16 protein-coding genes are annotated in these 17,043 nt (G+C 46.0%); 15 read left to right on the forward strand and 1 reads right to left on the reverse strand.

From position 1 onward, the window contains the following. Positions 1-55 precede the first annotated feature (55 nt). From metA to AB4Z50_RS05920, 9 genes are all read left to right on the forward strand, one after another. Positions 56-973 (forward strand): homoserine O-acetyltransferase MetA, encoded by a 918-nt coding sequence (metA, locus tag AB4Z50_RS05880; RefSeq protein ID WP_441876797.1) that lies wholly within the window; start codon positions 56-58, stop codon positions 971-973. 30 nt (positions 974-1,003) lie between these two features. Continuing rightward, complete coding sequence (locus AB4Z50_RS05885; protein ID WP_076267588.1) at positions 1,004-2,170, forward strand: aminotransferase class I/II-fold pyridoxal phosphate-dependent enzyme; 1,167 nt, start codon at positions 1,004-1,006, stop codon at positions 2,168-2,170. Next, positions 2,170-3,336: a trans-sulfuration enzyme family protein gene (locus tag AB4Z50_RS05890; protein ID WP_430060067.1), complete on the forward strand. Its 1,167-nt coding sequence runs from the start codon at positions 2,170-2,172 to the stop codon at positions 3,334-3,336. Before AB4Z50_RS05885 ends, AB4Z50_RS05890 begins: the two co-directional genes overlap by 1 nt. A gap of 166 nt (positions 3,337-3,502) precedes the next feature. Beyond that, the gene (gene mqnC / locus AB4Z50_RS05895; protein WP_430060069.1) at positions 3,503-4,639 is read left to right on the forward strand and encodes a cyclic dehypoxanthinyl futalosine synthase; all 1,137 of its coding nucleotides are present in this window, start codon (positions 3,503-3,505) and stop codon (positions 4,637-4,639) included. Between the two features lie 173 nt (positions 4,640-4,812). Beyond that, the gene (locus tag AB4Z50_RS05900) at positions 4,813-5,745 is read left to right on the forward strand and encodes a putative sporulation protein YtxC (RefSeq protein WP_441876802.1); all 933 of its coding nucleotides are present in this window, start codon (positions 4,813-4,815) and stop codon (positions 5,743-5,745) included. A gap of 448 nt (positions 5,746-6,193) precedes the next feature. Continuing rightward, positions 6,194-8,131 carry a threonine--tRNA ligase gene (gene thrS / locus AB4Z50_RS05905; protein WP_076267592.1) on the forward strand — a complete coding sequence of 646 codons (1,938 nt, stop codon included), beginning with the start codon at positions 6,194-6,196 and terminating at the stop codon, positions 8,129-8,131. Positions 8,132-8,191: 60 nt separating this feature from the next. Beyond that, entirely contained in the window at positions 8,192-8,785 is a 594-nt protein-coding gene (locus tag AB4Z50_RS05910; protein WP_441876805.1) for a 3D domain-containing protein, read from the forward strand. Between the two features lie 61 nt (positions 8,786-8,846). Further along, positions 8,847-8,975, forward strand: coding sequence for a hypothetical protein (locus AB4Z50_RS05915; protein ID WP_256710855.1), 129 nt, complete (start codon positions 8,847-8,849; stop codon positions 8,973-8,975). A 182-nt stretch (positions 8,976-9,157) separates the two neighbouring features. Continuing rightward, positions 9,158-9,541, forward strand: a complete 384-nt coding sequence (locus AB4Z50_RS05920; protein ID WP_339204396.1) for a hypothetical protein — start codon at positions 9,158-9,160, stop codon at positions 9,539-9,541. A 68-nt stretch (positions 9,542-9,609) separates the two neighbouring features. On the opposite strand, the gene AB4Z50_RS05925 is transcribed toward AB4Z50_RS05920, so the two are convergent. Next, positions 9,610-10,905, reverse strand: coding sequence for an ammonium transporter (locus AB4Z50_RS05925; RefSeq protein ID WP_441876809.1), 1,296 nt, complete (start codon positions 10,903-10,905; stop codon positions 9,610-9,612). Positions 10,906-11,168: 263 nt separating this feature from the next. Between AB4Z50_RS05925 and liaF the strand changes: the two genes are divergently transcribed. The 6 genes from liaF (at position 11,169) to AB4Z50_RS05955 (ending at position 17,039) form a co-directional block, all read left to right on the forward strand. Continuing rightward, the gene (gene liaF, locus AB4Z50_RS05930; protein WP_441876812.1) at positions 11,169-12,188 is read left to right on the forward strand and encodes a cell wall-active antibiotics response protein LiaF; all 1,020 of its coding nucleotides are present in this window, start codon (positions 11,169-11,171) and stop codon (positions 12,186-12,188) included. Positions 12,189-12,195: 7 nt separating this feature from the next. After that, on the forward strand, positions 12,196-13,209 hold the full coding sequence (locus AB4Z50_RS05935) for a histidine kinase (RefSeq protein WP_430060077.1): 1,014 nt from the start codon (positions 12,196-12,198) through the stop codon (positions 13,207-13,209). A gap of 17 nt (positions 13,210-13,226) precedes the next feature. Beyond that, positions 13,227-13,892 carry a response regulator gene (locus AB4Z50_RS05940; protein ID WP_076267598.1) on the forward strand — a complete coding sequence of 222 codons (666 nt, stop codon included), beginning with the start codon at positions 13,227-13,229 and terminating at the stop codon, positions 13,890-13,892. Positions 13,893-13,967: 75 nt separating this feature from the next. After that, positions 13,968-14,381 (forward strand): YugN family protein, encoded by a 414-nt coding sequence (locus AB4Z50_RS05945; RefSeq protein ID WP_076267599.1) that lies wholly within the window; start codon positions 13,968-13,970, stop codon positions 14,379-14,381. 192 nt (positions 14,382-14,573) lie between these two features. After that, positions 14,574-16,262, forward strand: a complete 1,689-nt coding sequence (locus AB4Z50_RS05950) for a S1C family serine protease (RefSeq protein ID WP_441876817.1) — start codon at positions 14,574-14,576, stop codon at positions 16,260-16,262. A gap of 84 nt (positions 16,263-16,346) precedes the next feature. After that, positions 16,347-17,039 (forward strand): response regulator transcription factor, encoded by a 693-nt coding sequence (locus tag AB4Z50_RS05955; RefSeq protein ID WP_076267601.1) that lies wholly within the window; start codon positions 16,347-16,349, stop codon positions 17,037-17,039. Positions 17,040-17,043 lie beyond the last annotated feature (4 nt).

The raw sequence follows: 17,043 nt of genomic DNA on the forward strand, positions 1-17,043 counted from the left end.
GAAAGGGTCTTTTTCATGTTCAAGCGGTCATACTGCTTCTAGAGGAGTGATACCTATGCCAATTAAAGTGCCTGACAATTTACCAGCCAAAGAGGTATTAAACAACGAGAACATTTTCGTCATGGATGAGAGCATCGCCTACCATCAGGATATTAGGCCGCTCAGAATTGCGATTTTGAACTTAATGCCTACCAAGGAAACAACCGAAACGCAGCTGCTTAGACTTATCGGCAATACGCCGCTACAAGTTGAGGTTGTACTGCTGCATCCAAGAACACATACATCAAAAAACACCTCAGCCGATCATTTGGAATCCTTCTATAAAACATTCGATGAAATTTCGGATGAATATTATGATGGTCTCATCATTACAGGCGCGCCGGTAGAGCATATGCCTTTCGAGGATGTAAACTACTGGGAAGAGCTGAAAGAAATTATGGATTGGAGCGCAAGGCGCGTAACTTCAACTTTCCATATTTGTTGGGCCGCACAAGCTGGGCTCTATCATCACTTTAATGTTCCCAAATACAGCTTGGACAGCAAAATGTTTGGTGTGTTCCCGCACACGATTGAAAAACGCAATGTTAATTTGCTGAGAGGCTTTGATGAAATGTTTTTTGTGCCACAGTCTCGTCACACAGAGGTACGCCGCGAGGACATCGAGAAGCTTGACACGCTCGATATTTTATCGGAATCAGCGGATTCGGGCGTATACATCGTGGCTTCAAAAGACGGCAGACAAATTTTCGTCACAGGCCACTCCGAATATGATCCAACTTCACTTAAATATGAATATGATCGCGATCAAGCCAAAGGGCACCAAATAGATGTACCAAAAAATTATTTCCCAGGTGATAACCCAGCTAACCCGCCGTTATCAACATGGCGTGCGCATGCCAACCTATTATTCTCGAACTGGCTTAATTATTATGTTTACCAGCAAACACCGTATGATTTGGGTGGAGGCATTTAAAACCATATAATAAGGGAGCGCTATATAAAGATGAAGATAGAGAGCCATTTAGCACAGATTGGATCTATTAAAGAGCCTGTAACTGGAGCGGTAAGTTTTCCAGTGTACCAATCAACAGCATTTCGTCATCCTAAGCTGGGACAGAGTACAGGATTTGATTATGCGCGTACCAAAAGCCCAACCAGAGCGGTATTAGAAGAAGCGGCTGCACAATTAGAAGCTGGCGATGCGGCATTTGCCTGTAGCTCCGGCATGGCCGCGCTGCAAACGATATTCGCCTTATTTAGTCAGGGCGATCATTTGATCGTATCTCTTGATCTATATGGCGGTACTTATCGCTTGTTGGAGCGGATCATGTCGAGATTTGGTGTGACGGCATCTTATGTGGATACCAACGATATTGATGCGATGGCGGCATTATGGACGCCGAACACAAAAGCAGTACTTATCGAAACGCCAACTAACCCGCTTATGATGATTACGGATATTGAGAAAGTAACTGCGTGGGCGAAGTCAAAAGGCTTGCTTACTATTGTAGACAATACGCTGCTTACGCCTTTCTTCCAACGTCCTATAGAACTGGGTGCTGACATTATCATTCATAGCGCGACTAAATATTTAGGTGGTCACAATGACGTTCTTGCTGGTCTTATTGTAACCAAAGGCAAGGAGCTCTCGGATGAGATGGCCTTCCTGCACAATTCAATTGGAGCGGTGCTCGGGCCTCAGGATTCATGGCTTCTAATGAGGGGAATGAAGACGCTTGCGCTCCGTATGGAGCGCCACCAATTTAATGCTACCGCAATTGCTAATTATTTGCTTGAGCATTCAGCCGTTGAGGATGTTTATTATCCGGCATTGCCTCACCATCCTGGCCATGAAATTCAGAACAAACAATCATCCGGCAATACTGGCATTTTCTCATTCCGATTAAAGGACGCTCGTTATGTGGAGCCAATTCTTCGTCACATTAAGCTCATTGCATTTGCTGAGAGCTTGGGCGGAGTTGAATCCTTGATGACCTACCCAGCGGTTCAGACGCATGCTGATATTCCGCTTGAAATTCGTCAAGCGATAGGCGTTGACGACCGTCTGCTTCGTTTCTCCGTAGGAATTGAGCATGCAGATGATTTGATCAGTGACTTGGCGCAAGCACTCGAAGCTGCCAAACGCGAAATTGAGGAGGTTAACAACTAATGGGCAACGACAAAATTCAACCTCAAGATCGCCGGTTTGCAACGAAGCTGCTGCATTTCGGAGCAGAAATTGACGAGCATACAGGAGCTTCAAGCGTACCTATTTATCAAGCTTCAACGTTCCATCATCATGATATTTTCAATCCGCCGCAATATGATTACAGCCGCTCGGGCAATCCTACACGCCAAGCGCTAGAGGATTATATCGCTTTGCTTGAGGGCGGTGCTCGCGGATTCGCCTTTGCATCAGGCATGGCTGCAATCTCAACCACGTTTTTGCTGCTTTCTGCAGGTGAGCATGTCATCGTAACAGAGGATGTCTACGGCGGAACTTACCGCTTGCTGACGACGATTTTGGATCGACTGGGCATTGAGTCTACTTTTGTTGATATGACGGATTTTGAAGCGGTTAAGGCGGCGCTTAAGCCAAATACAAAAGCTGTATTTATGGAGACGCCTTCCAACCCGACGCTCAAAATCACAGATATTGCAGAAACGACAGCTTGGGCAAAAGAGCATGGACTGCTTACACTGCTTGATAATACGTTCATGACTCCGTATCATCAGCGTCCAATTGAGCATGGCGTCGATATCGTCTTGCACAGTGCGACGAAGTTTCTAGGCGGCCACAGCGATGTGCTAGCTGGGCTTGCAGTTACCGCAGATGAAGGTCTAGGCAAACGCTTGAAACAGCTTCAAAACGGAATGGGAACGGTTCTGAGCGCCCAAGAATCATGGTTGTTGATGCGCGGCATGAAAACATTGAAAGCTCGGATGGAATATAGCGAGCAAAGCGCTCGCAGACTAGCTGAATGGTTGTCGGAGCATAAGGAAGTAACAGCGGTTTATTATCCTGGTTTAGAGAATCACCCCGGCCGGGCGATACATGAGAAGCAGTCGCTTGGGTATGGAGCTGTCGTATCCTTCGATGTTGGAAGTGGAGAGCGTGCCAAATCTTTGCTGAGCAAGGTTCAAATTCCTTTAGTAGCTGTCAGCTTAGGTGCAGTAGAGAGCATTCTTTCTTACCCAGCTATGATGTCGCATGCAGCAATGCCGAGAGAAGTGCGTCATGCACGCGGCATTACGGACGGCTTGGTGCGTTACTCTGTTGGTCTAGAGGATATTGAGGATCTTATTGAAGATTTGGATAATGCGCTTCGTGCCTAATTGGGACTAAAAGAAAGGAAAGCACGGATGTTCTCACGAACATGCCGTGTTTTTCCTTATTTCAGGGCGAGATGCCATCATACGGCGGGTGACTTGCACTAGAGATCTATGTTAGGATGAAGTGATGGTTAGCATAAATAGAACGGGAATAAGGAGGTCTTGCGGAATGGGAACGTTGGACCATATTTTGGATAAAGCGTTGCGCGGCGAGCGTGTTTCGCTCGAAGAAGGCATGGAATTATTAGCTTCGGATCAGATTGAAAAGATGGGGCATGTAGCTAATCAAATCATGCTCAAGCATCATCCAGATCCAATAACGACTTTTGTTGTTGGTCGAAATGTAAACTACACGAACGTATGTGATGTTTATTGCCGTTTTTGCGCATTTTATCGCGCTCCAGGCTCTAAAGAGGGTTATGTACTGCCTGACGATACGATTTTGAGCAAAATTCAAGAAACGATCGATGTGGGTGGAACTGAAATTTTGATGCAGGGCGGTACGAATCCAGATTTGCCGTTTACGTATTATTTGGATCTGCTTCGCAAAATTAAACAGCATTACCCGGGCATAACGATGCATTCGTTCTCTCCAGCGGAAATTCAGAAGATGAAGGTTGTATCAGATGGCCTTTCTCTCGATGAAGTGATTAGACAACTGCATGATGCTGGACTTGATTCTTTGCCTGGCGGCGGCGCAGAAATTTTGGACGATCGCACTCGCCGCAAGATCAGCCGCATGAAGGGCTCTTGGACAGACTGGATGGATGTGATGAAGTCTGCACACCGTCATGGTATGAATACGACTGCAACGATGGTTTATGGTCTTGGCGAGACCGTTGAAGAGCGCGCATTACATATGCTGCGCATCCGTGATGCTCAAGATGAGTGCATCGCGAACAAATATGATTCGACGGGTTTCTTGGCGTTTATTTCGTGGCCATTCCAGCCAGACAATACAAACCTGAAGCTTGAGAAAGCAAAGCCAGAGGAATATTTGCGTATTGTTGCAGCTAGTCGAATCATGCTTGATAATATTCCGAATTTCCAATCCTCTTGGGTAACGATGGGTCCTGAAATGGGCAAGTTATCACTCTCTTATGGCTGCAATGACTTCGGAAGCACCATGATTGAGGAAAATGTCGTTTCAGCAGCTGGAACAACACATAAAGTGAACATTGAACTTATCCTTCAGCTTATTCGCGAGTGCGGCAAAATTCCGGCTCAACGGGATACAAAATATAATATTTTAAAGGTTTACAATGAATCCGATAAAGCAGATCTCGATTTTGTTATGCAAAATTAATGCTTTTTAGACCGATATAAGCATGATCAATACGTTTGTTGAACTTCTCGCTGCATAGTGGGAAGTTCGGCAAACGTTTTTTTGTATGCTTGCTTCCCTTACATTCCAATGTCTTCATCGTATATCCCTGAACGCGTCACCATATACTGATAAGGAAAGAAAGGGGTGAGCTGATGGAGCTATTCACGGTATCGTTACCTGCAAGTCTCCAAAAGTCGGTTAATAAACTAACTCAATTGTTGAAGGAACAAGCGCTCGTCGATTTACATATTGGCTCAAAAACGGAGCAAACAGCCGTCATCGAGTTTCAGCAGGTATCGGATCAAAATATAAGCTGTCTAGCGCTGTTGCCAAATTTTCAGTTAAAAGCGCATGGTCACATCGTATATAAAGCAGCATCACTAGCCATAGCTGAATTTGTAGTAAGTGAGATGGAACCAGGGATGCTTGCTGCTATTATTCGCAGAAAGTATCGCCATAACAGTTCAGCCGATACAGCTGCTATTGAGCGGTATTGTCATGACTTGCTGCATGGGAAAGAATGGGATAGCCTTGGAACGAGATTTTTGGATGCGGATCGCCTAAGAAGGAAAAGCAAAGTGGCTGCAGAGGTCCAGCTTTTTTTGCAGGATAACACGGAGCTTAATGTAAAGGGGTTTACAACCTTCAGGCTTGAGCCCTATCGTAAAGAGCTAGCCGAAGTTGTGGAATACGCATTAGATGAGTATGTGCTCGATAAACAATATCAGGAGTTTATTTCCCTGTTAAAATATTTTGTGTTTCTTCAAGATACAAAGCTGCCTATGGTGCATTTGCTGCATAAGGGCGGTCATGAATTCATGCTCTATGATGAAAAGTTTCAACCGCTTGATCCGAACCCTCCAACCGATCGTATCGTAGCCGAAATGCTTGAAACGGAAATGAACATTGAAGACATGGTAATCAGCTCGCTGATTGCTGTATCTCCCAAGCATATTACGATTCATACGAGGCAGCAGGATATGCAAGTGATTCGAACGATTCAAACGATTTTTGACCAGCGTGTCACGCTTTGCACGCAATGCGCATCCTGCAGCAGCAGCCTTGATGAACTCGTTCAGCCATAGGCGAATTAACGAAATTACTGTCTATTTGAAGCTTATAGCCTTGACCAAACGCGTAAGTCGAGCTATAATGACACACATATACGATGTAATCGGCAATGAAAAAGACATGTGTCTGTTTATGATATTTGGTCCAGAGAGAGGAAACTTGGCTGTAATTTCCTTCCACAATATCCACAGGCGTACCCCTTTGAAGCTGTATGGCCCAACCTATAGCAGGTTTCTTATGAAGCTGAGCGCTATAGCAGTATGCTGTACCGGAAATCTCCGTTACCAGATAATACGAGGACTGCTGCGATAGGAATAAAGAGCAGTCGAAGTAGGGTGGAACCACGAGCACACAAGCACTCGTCCCTTTTTTAGGGATGCGTGCTTTTTTTGTGCTCTTTTTTGCTTGAAATGATGAATGGAAGCGTAATTCGCTTACGGACAAAATGGAGGATGAACCAAAATGACAATTCAAATCACTTTGCCAGATGGCGCGGTAAGAGAATATGCGGCTGGCACAACTATTGAAGAAGTAGCAGGCTCGATCAGCTCGGGTTTGCGTAAAAATGCGATTGCCGGAAAAATCGATGGCAAAGTAGTCGATGTATACACACCTATCGAGAACAATGCTGCAATTGAAATCGTTACAGTAGATTCGGCAGACGGCCTTGAGGTATACCGCCATAGTACAGCTCACTTGCTGGCACAAGCGATCAAACGGATATACGGCAATGCTAATGTTAAGCTTGGAATTGGTCCGGTAATCGAAGATGGCTTCTACTATGATATTGATATGGAGCAATCGTTGACGCCTGAGGATCTTGTAAAGATCGAGAAGGAAATGGAAAAAATCGTTCAGCAAAACATCGACATTCGTCGTCGTGTAGTTAGCAGAGACGAGGCGCTTGCGATTTTCACTGAGCTTGATGATAACTTGAAGCTGGAGCTTATTCGTGACCTTCCTGCTGATTCGGTTATTACGATGTATGACCAAGGAGAGTTCTTCGATCTATGCCGTGGACCACATTTGCCATCTACCGGCCGTATTAAAGCATTTAAACTGCTTAGCGTAGCAGGTGCCTACTGGCGCGGAGATTCCAAAAACAAAATGCTGCAGCGTATTTACGGAACAGCTTTCCCTAAGAAAGCACAATTGGATGAGCATCTTCACTTCCTCGAGGAAGCTAAAAAACGCGATCACCGTAAACTAGGCCGCGAGCTAAAAATGTTTACATTCTCACGTGAGGTTGGCCAAGGCTTGCCGCTTTGGCTGCCGAATGGCGCGAAGCTTCGCAGAACGATGGAGCGTTATATCGTGGATCTTGAGGAAAGACTGGGCTATGAGCATGTTTATACGCCAGTGCTTGCGAATGTGGAGCTTTATAAAACCTCCGGTCACTGGGAGCATTACAGCGAGGATATGTTCCCAAAAATGATTATGGACAACGAAGAGCTTGTTCTTCGTCCAATGAACTGTCCACACCATATGATGGTGTTCAAAAGCGACATGCGCAGCTACCGCGACCTGCCTGTTAGGATTGCTGAGCTTGGCACAATGCACCGCTATGAAATGTCAGGCGCGCTTACAGGCTTGCACCGCGTACGTGCCATGACGCTAAATGATGCGCATATCTTCTGCCGTCCGGATCAAATCAAAGAAGAATTTGCACGCGTGGTTAACTTGATCCGCAAAGTGTATGAAGATTTCGGAATTAAAGAGTATCGTTTCCGCTTATCTTATCGTGATCCTAAGGATACAGAAAAGTATTTCCAAAATGATGAGATGTGGGAAATGTCACAGCGCATGCTGCGTGAAGTGGTCGAGGAGCTGGAGCTTCCATTCTTCGAGGCTGAAGGCGAAGCTGCATTTTACGGTCCTAAGCTTGACGTTCAAATTAAAACGGCGCTTGGCAAAGAAGAAACGTTGTCGACTGCACAGCTTGATTTCTTGCTTCCTGAGCGTTTCGAGCTTGAATATGTCGGCGATGATGGCAAGAAGCACCGTCCGGTCGTTATCCACCGCGGCATTATAAGCACGATGGAAAGAATGACAGCTTTCTTGCTTGAGAACTTTGCTGGCGCGCTTCCATTGTGGTTGTCGCCAGTACAGGCGAAGGTTATTCCGGTATCGACTGCCTATGAGGAGTATGCCCGTAAAGTTGCCGAGCAGCTGCAAGAAAACGGCATTCGTGTAGAAAGTGATTTGCGCAATGAGAAGCTGGGCTACAAAATTCGTGAGGCTCAGCTGGAGAAAGCGCCTTACATGCTCGTAGTGGGCGAGAATGAAATGCAGGCTGAAGCCGTCTCCGTAAGGAAACGCGGTGAAGGCGATCTTGGCGCTATTCCAGTTGCAGAGCTGATTTCGCAGCTGCAAAAGCAGATCGCAAACAAAGAACAATAATAAATAACGCATAAAGCTTGAGCCATCGGGGCATTATTCTTCTGAGGAGGAAGTACCCAGATGGCTACAAGCTTTTTTTATATTCAAAAAGGATTAACGGCTTTGCTGCTCCTAACTGTTATCGTAATCGGTTTAGATACAATGGGCGGCGGTACGGTTCATGCTGAAGCATCAGCACCTGAGCAAAGCCCTGTTGCAAGCAAAAGCGACAACCTGGGCAAGTCAGAGGCAGCTGCGCGCACGAAGCCGAAAAAGGTTGAAGTTGTTGCTACAGGCTACACAGCTGGCGTAGAATCGACCGGTAAACGGCCTGGGCATCCACAATACGGAATCACCTATTCGGGCGTAAAGGTGCGCAGGGATCAAGTCTCAACGATTGCGGCGGATACGAGGCTGTTTCCCATTGGGACGCTGCTCTATATACCTGGCTATGGCTATGGCGTGGTGGCTGATACGGGTTCAGCGATTAAGGGAAAACGCATCGACTTGTATTTTGAAACGATCAAGCAGGTGTACGAGCAGTGGGGCAAGCGCACCGTTCATGTAGAAGTGCTGCGCATGGGAACGGGCAAGCTTTCGCAGGCATGGCTGAACAAAATTAACTTGGCTATTGAGGCTGGAAAGCCTATTCCGCAGACGTATTTAGAATCGTAAATGAGTCGTATAATAAGCGGCAAGAATGCCATACTATCAATGAAACGGGGAGGTGAATACAATGGCTAAAAACAAAAACAACAAAGCCCAAAACAATCAATACAATGCAGAATTCGCAGAAGAGTTTAACCAAAATAACGCTGCTAACAAACAAGCGGCAAACAATGCTCAGCAAAAAGCTGAGAAGTAATATTTTTTTGCTATGCCATGAGAAGGAAACAAAGGGGAACCGTTATCGGTTCCTCTTTTTATTTATCCTCTGCTCATCAAACCGTTATTTTGATCTAATAAAAAACAGTTTTCAAATGACCTCGGTTTGTTGTATGATTACATATGTAAGAAATAATAACATGACAAGACAGGTGGATACTCATGACAGATCCGATCATTCATTCAGGCTTTGTAATTGCTGCCCATCATCGTAAAGCGGGCGAGGTTTTACCTTTTATTGATGCTTACGTTGCTAAGAAAGAGCAGGAAATAGCTGAAATTGAACAGATGGTTGAGCGTTATGAGAAAAGAAGGCTGATGGAAGACCGCGCGTATCAATCGATGTCTACACTTCGAAGAATGCTGACTGGCAGGAAGCCAGATCATCATCTGGCCGTTGAATATATTCATTTTGTAAGAAAACCGATGGAGAAGGTTCGTGCGCTCCGTCTGGAAATCGAAAGTGCTCGCTCCATCAAAAATGTATCGGCTCCAAGCGATATTGTAACGGTATCCTATGAGCTGGCCAATGAGATGAACGATTAATGGAATGATCATTCTAAATAATAGCAAAGAACCGTCCAGGCCATTCCGGCTTGGGCGGTTCTTTATGTTTATTTGCTGTTCTTTAAGCGATCATAATCGAGGAAATCATGCTCCTGGCTGTATGCGGGAACACCGTGAATGCCAACATCGAGGCCGATGAGCTCCTCATCCTTGGAGACACGGACGGGCATAATTTTGCGGATCAACCATAGTGCGCCCCAAGTTAAAGCGAAGCCCCATAAGGAAACCGTTACGAGCCCTAATGCTTGAACGCCGAGCAAGTTGAAGCCTCCGCCATAAAATAAACCGTAGTAGCCCTTGCCTACGCCCTCGGTTAGCTCGGGAAGTGCGAATAAGCCGACTGCAATAGTTCCGATGCTGCCGCTGACGCCATGTACGGCAAAGGCGCCGACTGGATCGTCGATCTGCCTGCGTTCGAGCCATTCAGTGACCAGCACCATCGCGATGCCGGATACTGCGCCGATCCCAATTGCAGCGATGTCAGATACGAATGCACAGCCAGCAGTAATGCCTACGAGGCCGGCGAGTGAACCATTGATGACCATTGGTGGATCTGCTTTCTTGTAGCGGAACATCGTAAACAGGATACATGTTGCGCCCCCTGCAGCTGCCGAGAGCATCGTTGTAATCGCAATATGTCCGATTGAGCCGTTTGTAGCGCTAAGTGTGCTGCCTGCATTAAACCCGAACCAGCCAAACCATAGAATGAACGCACCTACAGAAGCAAGCGGCAAGTTGGAAGGCGGAACGATATTGGCTTTGCCGTCTGGACTGAACTTACCGATTCTCGGACCAATGAAAATGGCTGCGGCAAGAGCGGAGAAACCTCCTAAAGCATGAATGACAGCAGAGCCTGCAAAATCGATCATGCCAAGCTTGCCAAGAAAGCCGCTGCTTGACCATACCCAGTGTCCGGCTAACGGATAAATGAAGCCGGTCATTGCAATAGTGAGTAAAATATATGCTCTAAAATTTATTCTTTCCGCTACTGCGCCCGACACGATTGAAATGACGGCTATAACGAATGCGCATTGGAATAACCAAAAGGTTTCGTGCGTAATATTTAGTTTTATGTGAGACAGGTCTCCGTTGATGAGAAAGCCGGTCGTTCCGATTATTCCGCCTGCGTCCTGCCCATACATGAGTGCGAAGCCAAAAAAGTAAAAAACGAGTGCGCCGAAAGCGATGTCGACAAAAACCTTCATGATGATGCTGACGGCATTCTTTTGCCTGACAAATCCTGCTTCAAGCAATGCGAAACCGCCCTCCATGAGCAAGATCATGGCTGCTGTCAAAACGACCCAGATGGTATCTAGTCCTTTTGACAGTTCGATAACGTCCATTTCTTCATCTCCTATTCCTAATATTCATGCATAGCGGTCTCTATTTTCTTAATCCGTTCATCATTATAAATATTAGACGTTAACAATGTCAACGCTCTGCGTTATGTTTCGTGACGCATGTTAGGTTTAAAATGGATAGAATCAACAAAAGCTCAGTCTAGAGACTGACTAACAATTCAATCGGTCGTCCCTTTTTCTATTGCATGTTGTCCGTTATACTAAGAATATCAAACGACGATGGAATCGTAAGGAGCTGGTGCCGCATGAACGGAAACTTCGCAAACCGGTTATTCACCGGGTTAATCATCATTGCAGTTGGCGTCTTGTTTTTACTGAATCAAACGGGTCATGTGGCCTTTGATATTGGAGATTTATTTTCTACCTATTGGCCTGTAATCATTATGATTGTAGGTATTCGCGGATTGTTGTCCAGCAGAACGTACGGCTCGGGTTCGAGCTGGTGGGGCGCGATTGTCCTATTAATCGGATGTGTATTTTTGGGACGCAATTTAAACTTGTTCTCATGGTCTATTGGCGACATCATTCCTTACATTTGGCCAATAGTTGTGATTTTAGTCGGGATCAATATTATTTGGAGACCAAGATCAAAACGCCAAACTCCGCCAACAGATGATTGGAAATCATACCGCCCTTACACAGATGAAGCGTCTGTTCCGCCAGCGCCGCCTCTTCACCCTGATCCAACGAAGCAGCCTGCGGACACGCACACTAAGGAAGAGAAGCAGGAAAGCGCATCAAACAAACCATATGATGATTTTTCTGCCACCAAGAAAGAGTATAAGGAATGGAAAAATCACCATAAATCAGAATACAAAAAAAATGAAAAAGAATGGAAACGAAATCATAAGGAGCATGTGGAATGGTGGAACCATAATGATTCCAATGTGCAGAATCGTTCCGGGTTTATCGGGGATATTCATATCGGTCATGATTATTGGGATTTAAAGCCGCTTAATATTTCCCATTTCATCGGTGATACCGTGCTTGATTTAACAAAGGCACAAGTATCCATGGGCGAAACCAAAATTCATGTATCTTCATTTATAGGCGATGTAAAGGTATATGTTCCGAATGATTATGAAGTAGGCGTACAGGTTGTATCAAGCGCCTTTATTGGCGATGTGAAGGTGCTTGGCCAGAAAGAAGGCGGATTGTTTACGAATATCAATATTCAATCGCCAACTTATCAGGAAGCTAACAAAAAAATTAAGTTGGTCGTCAGCACGTTTATCGGAGATGTTCGTGTTACAAAGGTAGGGTGATTCGAGTATGATGGTTCGGTTTTTGAGGAGCGGAAAGTGGGAGCTCATCGGAATGTTTGTCATCGCATCAACTGTGTCTCTAATACTTGGAGCGGTGGTCTGGAATGGCCTCTTAGATGAAGTCAATAAGACGGAAGTGCGCCTAGGGGCTGCCTCCGTCTTCCTCCTTGTCAGCGTGGCGTTCGGTTACTGGGCGGCACAGCGCATTGGACGCCGAATTGATACGCTTCATTTATCGCTAAAGCAAGCATCAAACGGCAACTATGGCGTTCGGATTACTGAGGGCGGTCATAATTCATTTAATGAGGTTTATCGTGAGTTTAATGAGCTCGCTCAGCAGATGGAAGAAAAGATGAAATGGCTGCAAGTACGCGGTGAAGAGTATGTGATGACGGAGTCTGCCTCTAATGAAGCGGCAGTGCTCGAGGAGCGAAAGCGTTTGGCTAGGGATTTGCATGATACGGTAAGCCAGCAGTTATTCGCTATCCATATGTGCGCTTCATCGCTTCCAAAGCTGCAGCAGGTTGATCGCGAACGAGCGGATTCTGTGCTCGAGCAGCTCGTCAATATGTCTAATTTGGCTCAGAAACAAATGAGGAATTTCATCGCTCAGCTGCGGCCTATGGAGCTTGAAGGTCGAACTTTATATGAAGCGCTTGATAAGTGGTTCCCTGATTATTGCCGCCAAAACAATTTGCAAGGTGAGCTGGAATGGCGCTTGAAGGAGCGTTTATCCGAAGCGAAGGAGCATCAGCTTTTTCTTATCGTCCAAGAAGCGATGGCGAATATCGTAAAGCATGCAAGCGCAAAGGGCTGCACGCTGACAATGGCAGATACGGAACGGCAGGTTAGCATGATTTTGCAGGATGATGGAGTTGGCTTCAAGGTAGATGAGGTGAGACGCGGCTCATATGGACTGTCTACGATGCAGGAGAGAGCACAGAAGCTTGGCGGTGCAGCCGAAATTTGGAGCAAGTCTGGGAGCGGGACGAGGGTAAAGGTTACGATACCAAAAATGTAGCGGGGAGAGCATGAATAATGAATGCATCTGAACTAATAAAAGTAATGATCGTGGATGATCATGATATGGTAAGGACGGGCCTTCGAACTTATCTAATGCTGGAGCCAAAACTTCATGTCATTGCAGAGGCGAGCAATGGACAATCAGCAATTGACTTGCTGAAGGCTAGCTCGGACGAAAATAGACCTCACATTATTTTGATGGATCTGATGATGCCCGGCATGGATGGCATTGAGGCGACAAGGGCGATTATCTCGCATTTTCCTGATATGAAAATCGTAATGCTGACCAGCTTCCTCGAAGATGACAAGGTTTATGGTGCGATAGAGGCTGGCGCTGTCAGCTACGTGCTCAAAACCGTTTCTGCAGAAGAGCTTATTTATGCGATCAGCGGCGCATTCAAAGGAATGCCGGTCATGACTGCTGACGTATCGCAGGCGTTAACGAGAGGCTTAAGACAGAAGACCGCTCAGTCTGGTGATGAGGGGTTAACGGAACGTGAGAAGGAAGTTCTGCTGCTTATTGCAGATGGACAATCGAACAAAGAAATTGCAGAAGAGCTGCATATAAGCGTAAAAACAGTGAAAACACATGTCAGCAATTTATTGATGAAATGCGAGCTTGACGACCGGACACAGCTTGCCGTGCTGGCCCATCGCAAGGGCTGGGCTAATCGCACATAAAGGTGGAAATGGAAGGGTATACTACCTACTAGCAAAAAGAGATTAGAAATAAGCTAGTGCAAAGGAGACGCCTTCATGATACCCATTTCGTCCGTGCTGGAATCACGGGAGCAACATTTCTTAGAAACGAAAGAGCTGCTGGAGTCGCAGCAATTCACGCTTGGCGGCAACTGGGAGTATGCTGCTGGTTCCTTTGACCGCGCGCTTGATGATGCGAATAAGATTTGGCTTCGCATTCCTTTTGAAGTCATTGCTGGTCATATTGATGTTGGGGAAAAAGATAATGAAGCGAGGATTATACTTGGTACACCGTACGTACTTAAGCATGAGTATAGAGAAGGTAATGATCCGGAAGCATCGGTACGTGTAGTCGGAGCGCTGTTTGATCAATTCCAATCACCGTCAAATCCAGATGCTGAAGTAGAACCACAGTGGATTGATCGCGCAAAAGAAACATTAAATGAAGTAGAGCAGCTTTTTCCGCATTGATTCACATCGTAAAAGCACTCAAAAAAAACGCTGCCAAAATCATTTGGGAGCGTTTTTTTTATTTCTGTTTAAATTCCTTTTAAGTTTGTTTTAAGGTAGAATGTGCATGATAGAACTATATCAAATAACATGTTTCCGGATAGAATACCAATTGGACTCATGATGCAATAAGATTCAAGGAGGAGAACGTACATGGACGATCAAAACAACAAAAAGGGATTTGACGACTTTTTCCGCAAAAATGAAGAGGGACATGGCTCAGCTGATAACAGCGAAAGCGCAAATGACTCCGCGCAGCCTATTTCAAATGAGTCATCGGAGCAGCCGGCAAAGCCATCTTATTATTATTCGTATGGGCCGTATAAGGCGAATTCTCAAGAAGGCGGGAATCCTTCAGCTTCTGGCTACGGATCGGAAAAGCCTAAGCTGATTCAAGATCAGCCATACGGCAATACACATACACACGATACGCAAGCACAGGCATCCAGTGCAGAAGAAGCGAATGTACAATCGGATTCAACGATGGAATCTGAACGGGCAAGATCACAATCGCCTATGCAATCCCAAATTCGAACGTTCACGCCGTCGCCGCAGTCCTCCAAAGGGCCATGGCAAGTAAGGGAACCGCGCCGGACTTCCTTTAAGGCCATTTTTTCATCGTTTCTAGCAGGTGTTCTTGTAGTAGGCAGCTTGATGTATACAGCGGACTTAAACAACTGGTTCACGAAAGAAGCCGCATTAACATCAAATACACAATCTAGCGGATCGGGTTCCACTGCTTCTGCGGGTACGACCAGCAACGGCGGTGCGGCTACAGTCGCGGATAGACCAGACAACATCGCTAAATTGTTCGAGACAGCAAGTCCAGCAGTAGTAAAAATCGAAACCTTCGTTAATACGGCAAAACGCAACAATAGCAACAACATGCTCGATGATTCGTTTTTCCGCCAATTTTTTGGCGATGATTACCCTGGAACGACACAGCCGGATGCAGGACAAAAGAATGAAGAAGGCAACATGCAGCAATCAGGCATCGGAACTGGGTTTTTCTTCGATTCAACAGGCTATATTTTAACGAATCAGCACGTAATCGGAGAATCTGACCAAATCAAAGTTATTGTTCAAGGCTATGATAAGCCATTCACGGCTGAATTGCTGGGTTCTAGCTATGACTTAGACTTAGCGGTACTTAAAGTAACGGGCGACAAAGCGTTCCCAACGCTTCCGCTTGGCAACTCGGATACGATTAATATCGGCGACTGGGTTGTTGCAATCGGTAACCCATACGGCTTCGATCATACGGTTACTGTTGGCGTATTAAGTGCCAAAGAACGTCCGATTGATATCCCTGATACACAGGGAGCACGTAAATACGAGCATTTGCTGCAAACGGATGCCTCGATTAACCCAGGTAACTCTGGCGGTCCGCTTCTTAATGTGAACGGTGAGGTTGTTGGCATTAATACGGCAGTAAGCTCGCAAGCACAAGGCATCGGTTTCGCGATTCCGACGAGCACGATTCAAGATGTGCTGGAAAATCTTAAAAACAACAAGACGATTCCTAAGCCAGCCGCTCCATACATTGGTGCAGAGCTGCAGGATGTAACAGCGGATATTGCGAAGCAATTAGGCATGGATAAAGTAGAGGGATCTATTGTTCGCAATGTATACTATAATTCACCAGCTTACTTGGCTGAATTGCAGCAGTTCGACGTCATCGTCGGCATTGACGGCAAGAAATACGCAAACACGCAAGCTCTTATTGATCAAATTAAAACCAAAAAAGTTGGCGATAAGATCGAGCTGAACATTTTGCGCAAAGGCAGTGCGATGAACTTGAAGGTTGAAATTGGTGATAAAAATACGTCAGGCGCTCAATAAAGCCTTACATGATGGATAGAAACAAAAAGCGCAGAGAGACAGCAGGCTCTGTGCTTTTTGCTGCAAATAGAGGGGGACATGCCGTTGAGACAGCATATTGTAGTTGTAGATGATGATGATAAAATTATTTCTTTACTTCGCAGAAGTCTAGCGTTTGAAGGTTATGAGGTAACTACCGCTTCGAATGGAATGGAAGGGCTGAAGGTGCTGCTTAAGACGGAGCCGGATCTGCTCATTCTTGATGTGATGATGCCTCAAGTGGATGGCTGGGAAGTTTGCCGCCGTGTGCGCGAGGGAGGCAGTACGGTGCCGATTATGATGCTGACGGCAAAGGATGACATCAATGACCGGGTCAAAGGGCTCGATCTTGGGGCTGACGATTATTTGGTTAAGCCGTTTGCGCTGGAGGAGCTGCTTGCGCGGACACGTGCCTTGCTGCGCCGCAAAGCAGATAAAATCGAGCAGTCAAGCAATCAACTGCTTTATGAGGATTTGATTTTGGATATGGATGCCAGAGAAGCGATTCGCTCGGGTCGCCGGATTGAGTTGACATCCAAGGAATACGATTTACTGCTGCTATTCATGGAGAATCCTCGCCGTGTACTTACGCGAGATGCAATTATGGAGAAGATTTGGGGTTATGACTTCAGCGGGGAGTCGAATGTGCTGGAGGTGTATATCGCGATGCTGCGCCAAAAGGTAGAGGACGGAGGCAAAAACCGACTCATTCAGACGGTTCGCGGCACCGGTTATGTGCTTCGCGGAGAGGCGGGTTAAGCAT

Origin of the sequence: Paenibacillus sp. 2TAB26, assembly GCF_052115145.1 — a bacterium.
Lineage (GTDB): Bacteria > Bacillota > Bacilli > Paenibacillales > Paenibacillaceae > Pristimantibacillus.

Excerpts from the sequence above, each read along its gene's own strand:
- metA (WP_441876797.1), top strand. The coding sequence starts at position 56 with ATGCCAATTAAAGTGCCTGACAATTTACCAGCCAAAGAGGTATTAAAC.
- AB4Z50_RS05885 (WP_076267588.1), top strand. The coding sequence starts at position 1,004 with ATGAAGATAGAGAGCCATTTAGCACAGATTGGATCTATTAAAGAGCCT.
- AB4Z50_RS05890 (WP_430060067.1), top strand. The coding sequence starts at position 2,170 with ATGGGCAACGACAAAATTCAACCTCAAGATCGCCGGTTTGCAACGAAG.
- mqnC (WP_430060069.1), top strand. The coding sequence starts at position 3,503 with ATGGGAACGTTGGACCATATTTTGGATAAAGCGTTGCGCGGCGAGCGT.
- AB4Z50_RS05900 (WP_441876802.1), top strand. The coding sequence starts at position 4,813 with ATGGAGCTATTCACGGTATCGTTACCTGCAAGTCTCCAAAAGTCGGTT.
- thrS (WP_076267592.1), top strand. The coding sequence starts at position 6,194 with ATGACAATTCAAATCACTTTGCCAGATGGCGCGGTAAGAGAATATGCG.
- AB4Z50_RS05910 (WP_441876805.1), top strand. The coding sequence starts at position 8,192 with ATGGCTACAAGCTTTTTTTATATTCAAAAAGGATTAACGGCTTTGCTG.
- AB4Z50_RS05915 (WP_256710855.1), top strand. The coding sequence starts at position 8,847 with ATGGCTAAAAACAAAAACAACAAAGCCCAAAACAATCAATACAATGCA.
- AB4Z50_RS05920 (WP_339204396.1), top strand. The coding sequence starts at position 9,158 with ATGACAGATCCGATCATTCATTCAGGCTTTGTAATTGCTGCCCATCAT.
- AB4Z50_RS05925 (WP_441876809.1), bottom strand. The coding sequence starts at position 10,905 with ATGGACGTTATCGAACTGTCAAAAGGACTAGATACCATCTGGGTCGTT.
- liaF (WP_441876812.1), top strand. The coding sequence starts at position 11,169 with ATGAACGGAAACTTCGCAAACCGGTTATTCACCGGGTTAATCATCATT.
- AB4Z50_RS05935 (WP_430060077.1), top strand. The coding sequence starts at position 12,196 with ATGATGGTTCGGTTTTTGAGGAGCGGAAAGTGGGAGCTCATCGGAATG.
- AB4Z50_RS05940 (WP_076267598.1), top strand. The coding sequence starts at position 13,227 with ATGAATGCATCTGAACTAATAAAAGTAATGATCGTGGATGATCATGAT.
- AB4Z50_RS05945 (WP_076267599.1), top strand. The coding sequence starts at position 13,968 with ATGATACCCATTTCGTCCGTGCTGGAATCACGGGAGCAACATTTCTTA.
- AB4Z50_RS05950 (WP_441876817.1), top strand. The coding sequence starts at position 14,574 with ATGGACGATCAAAACAACAAAAAGGGATTTGACGACTTTTTCCGCAAA.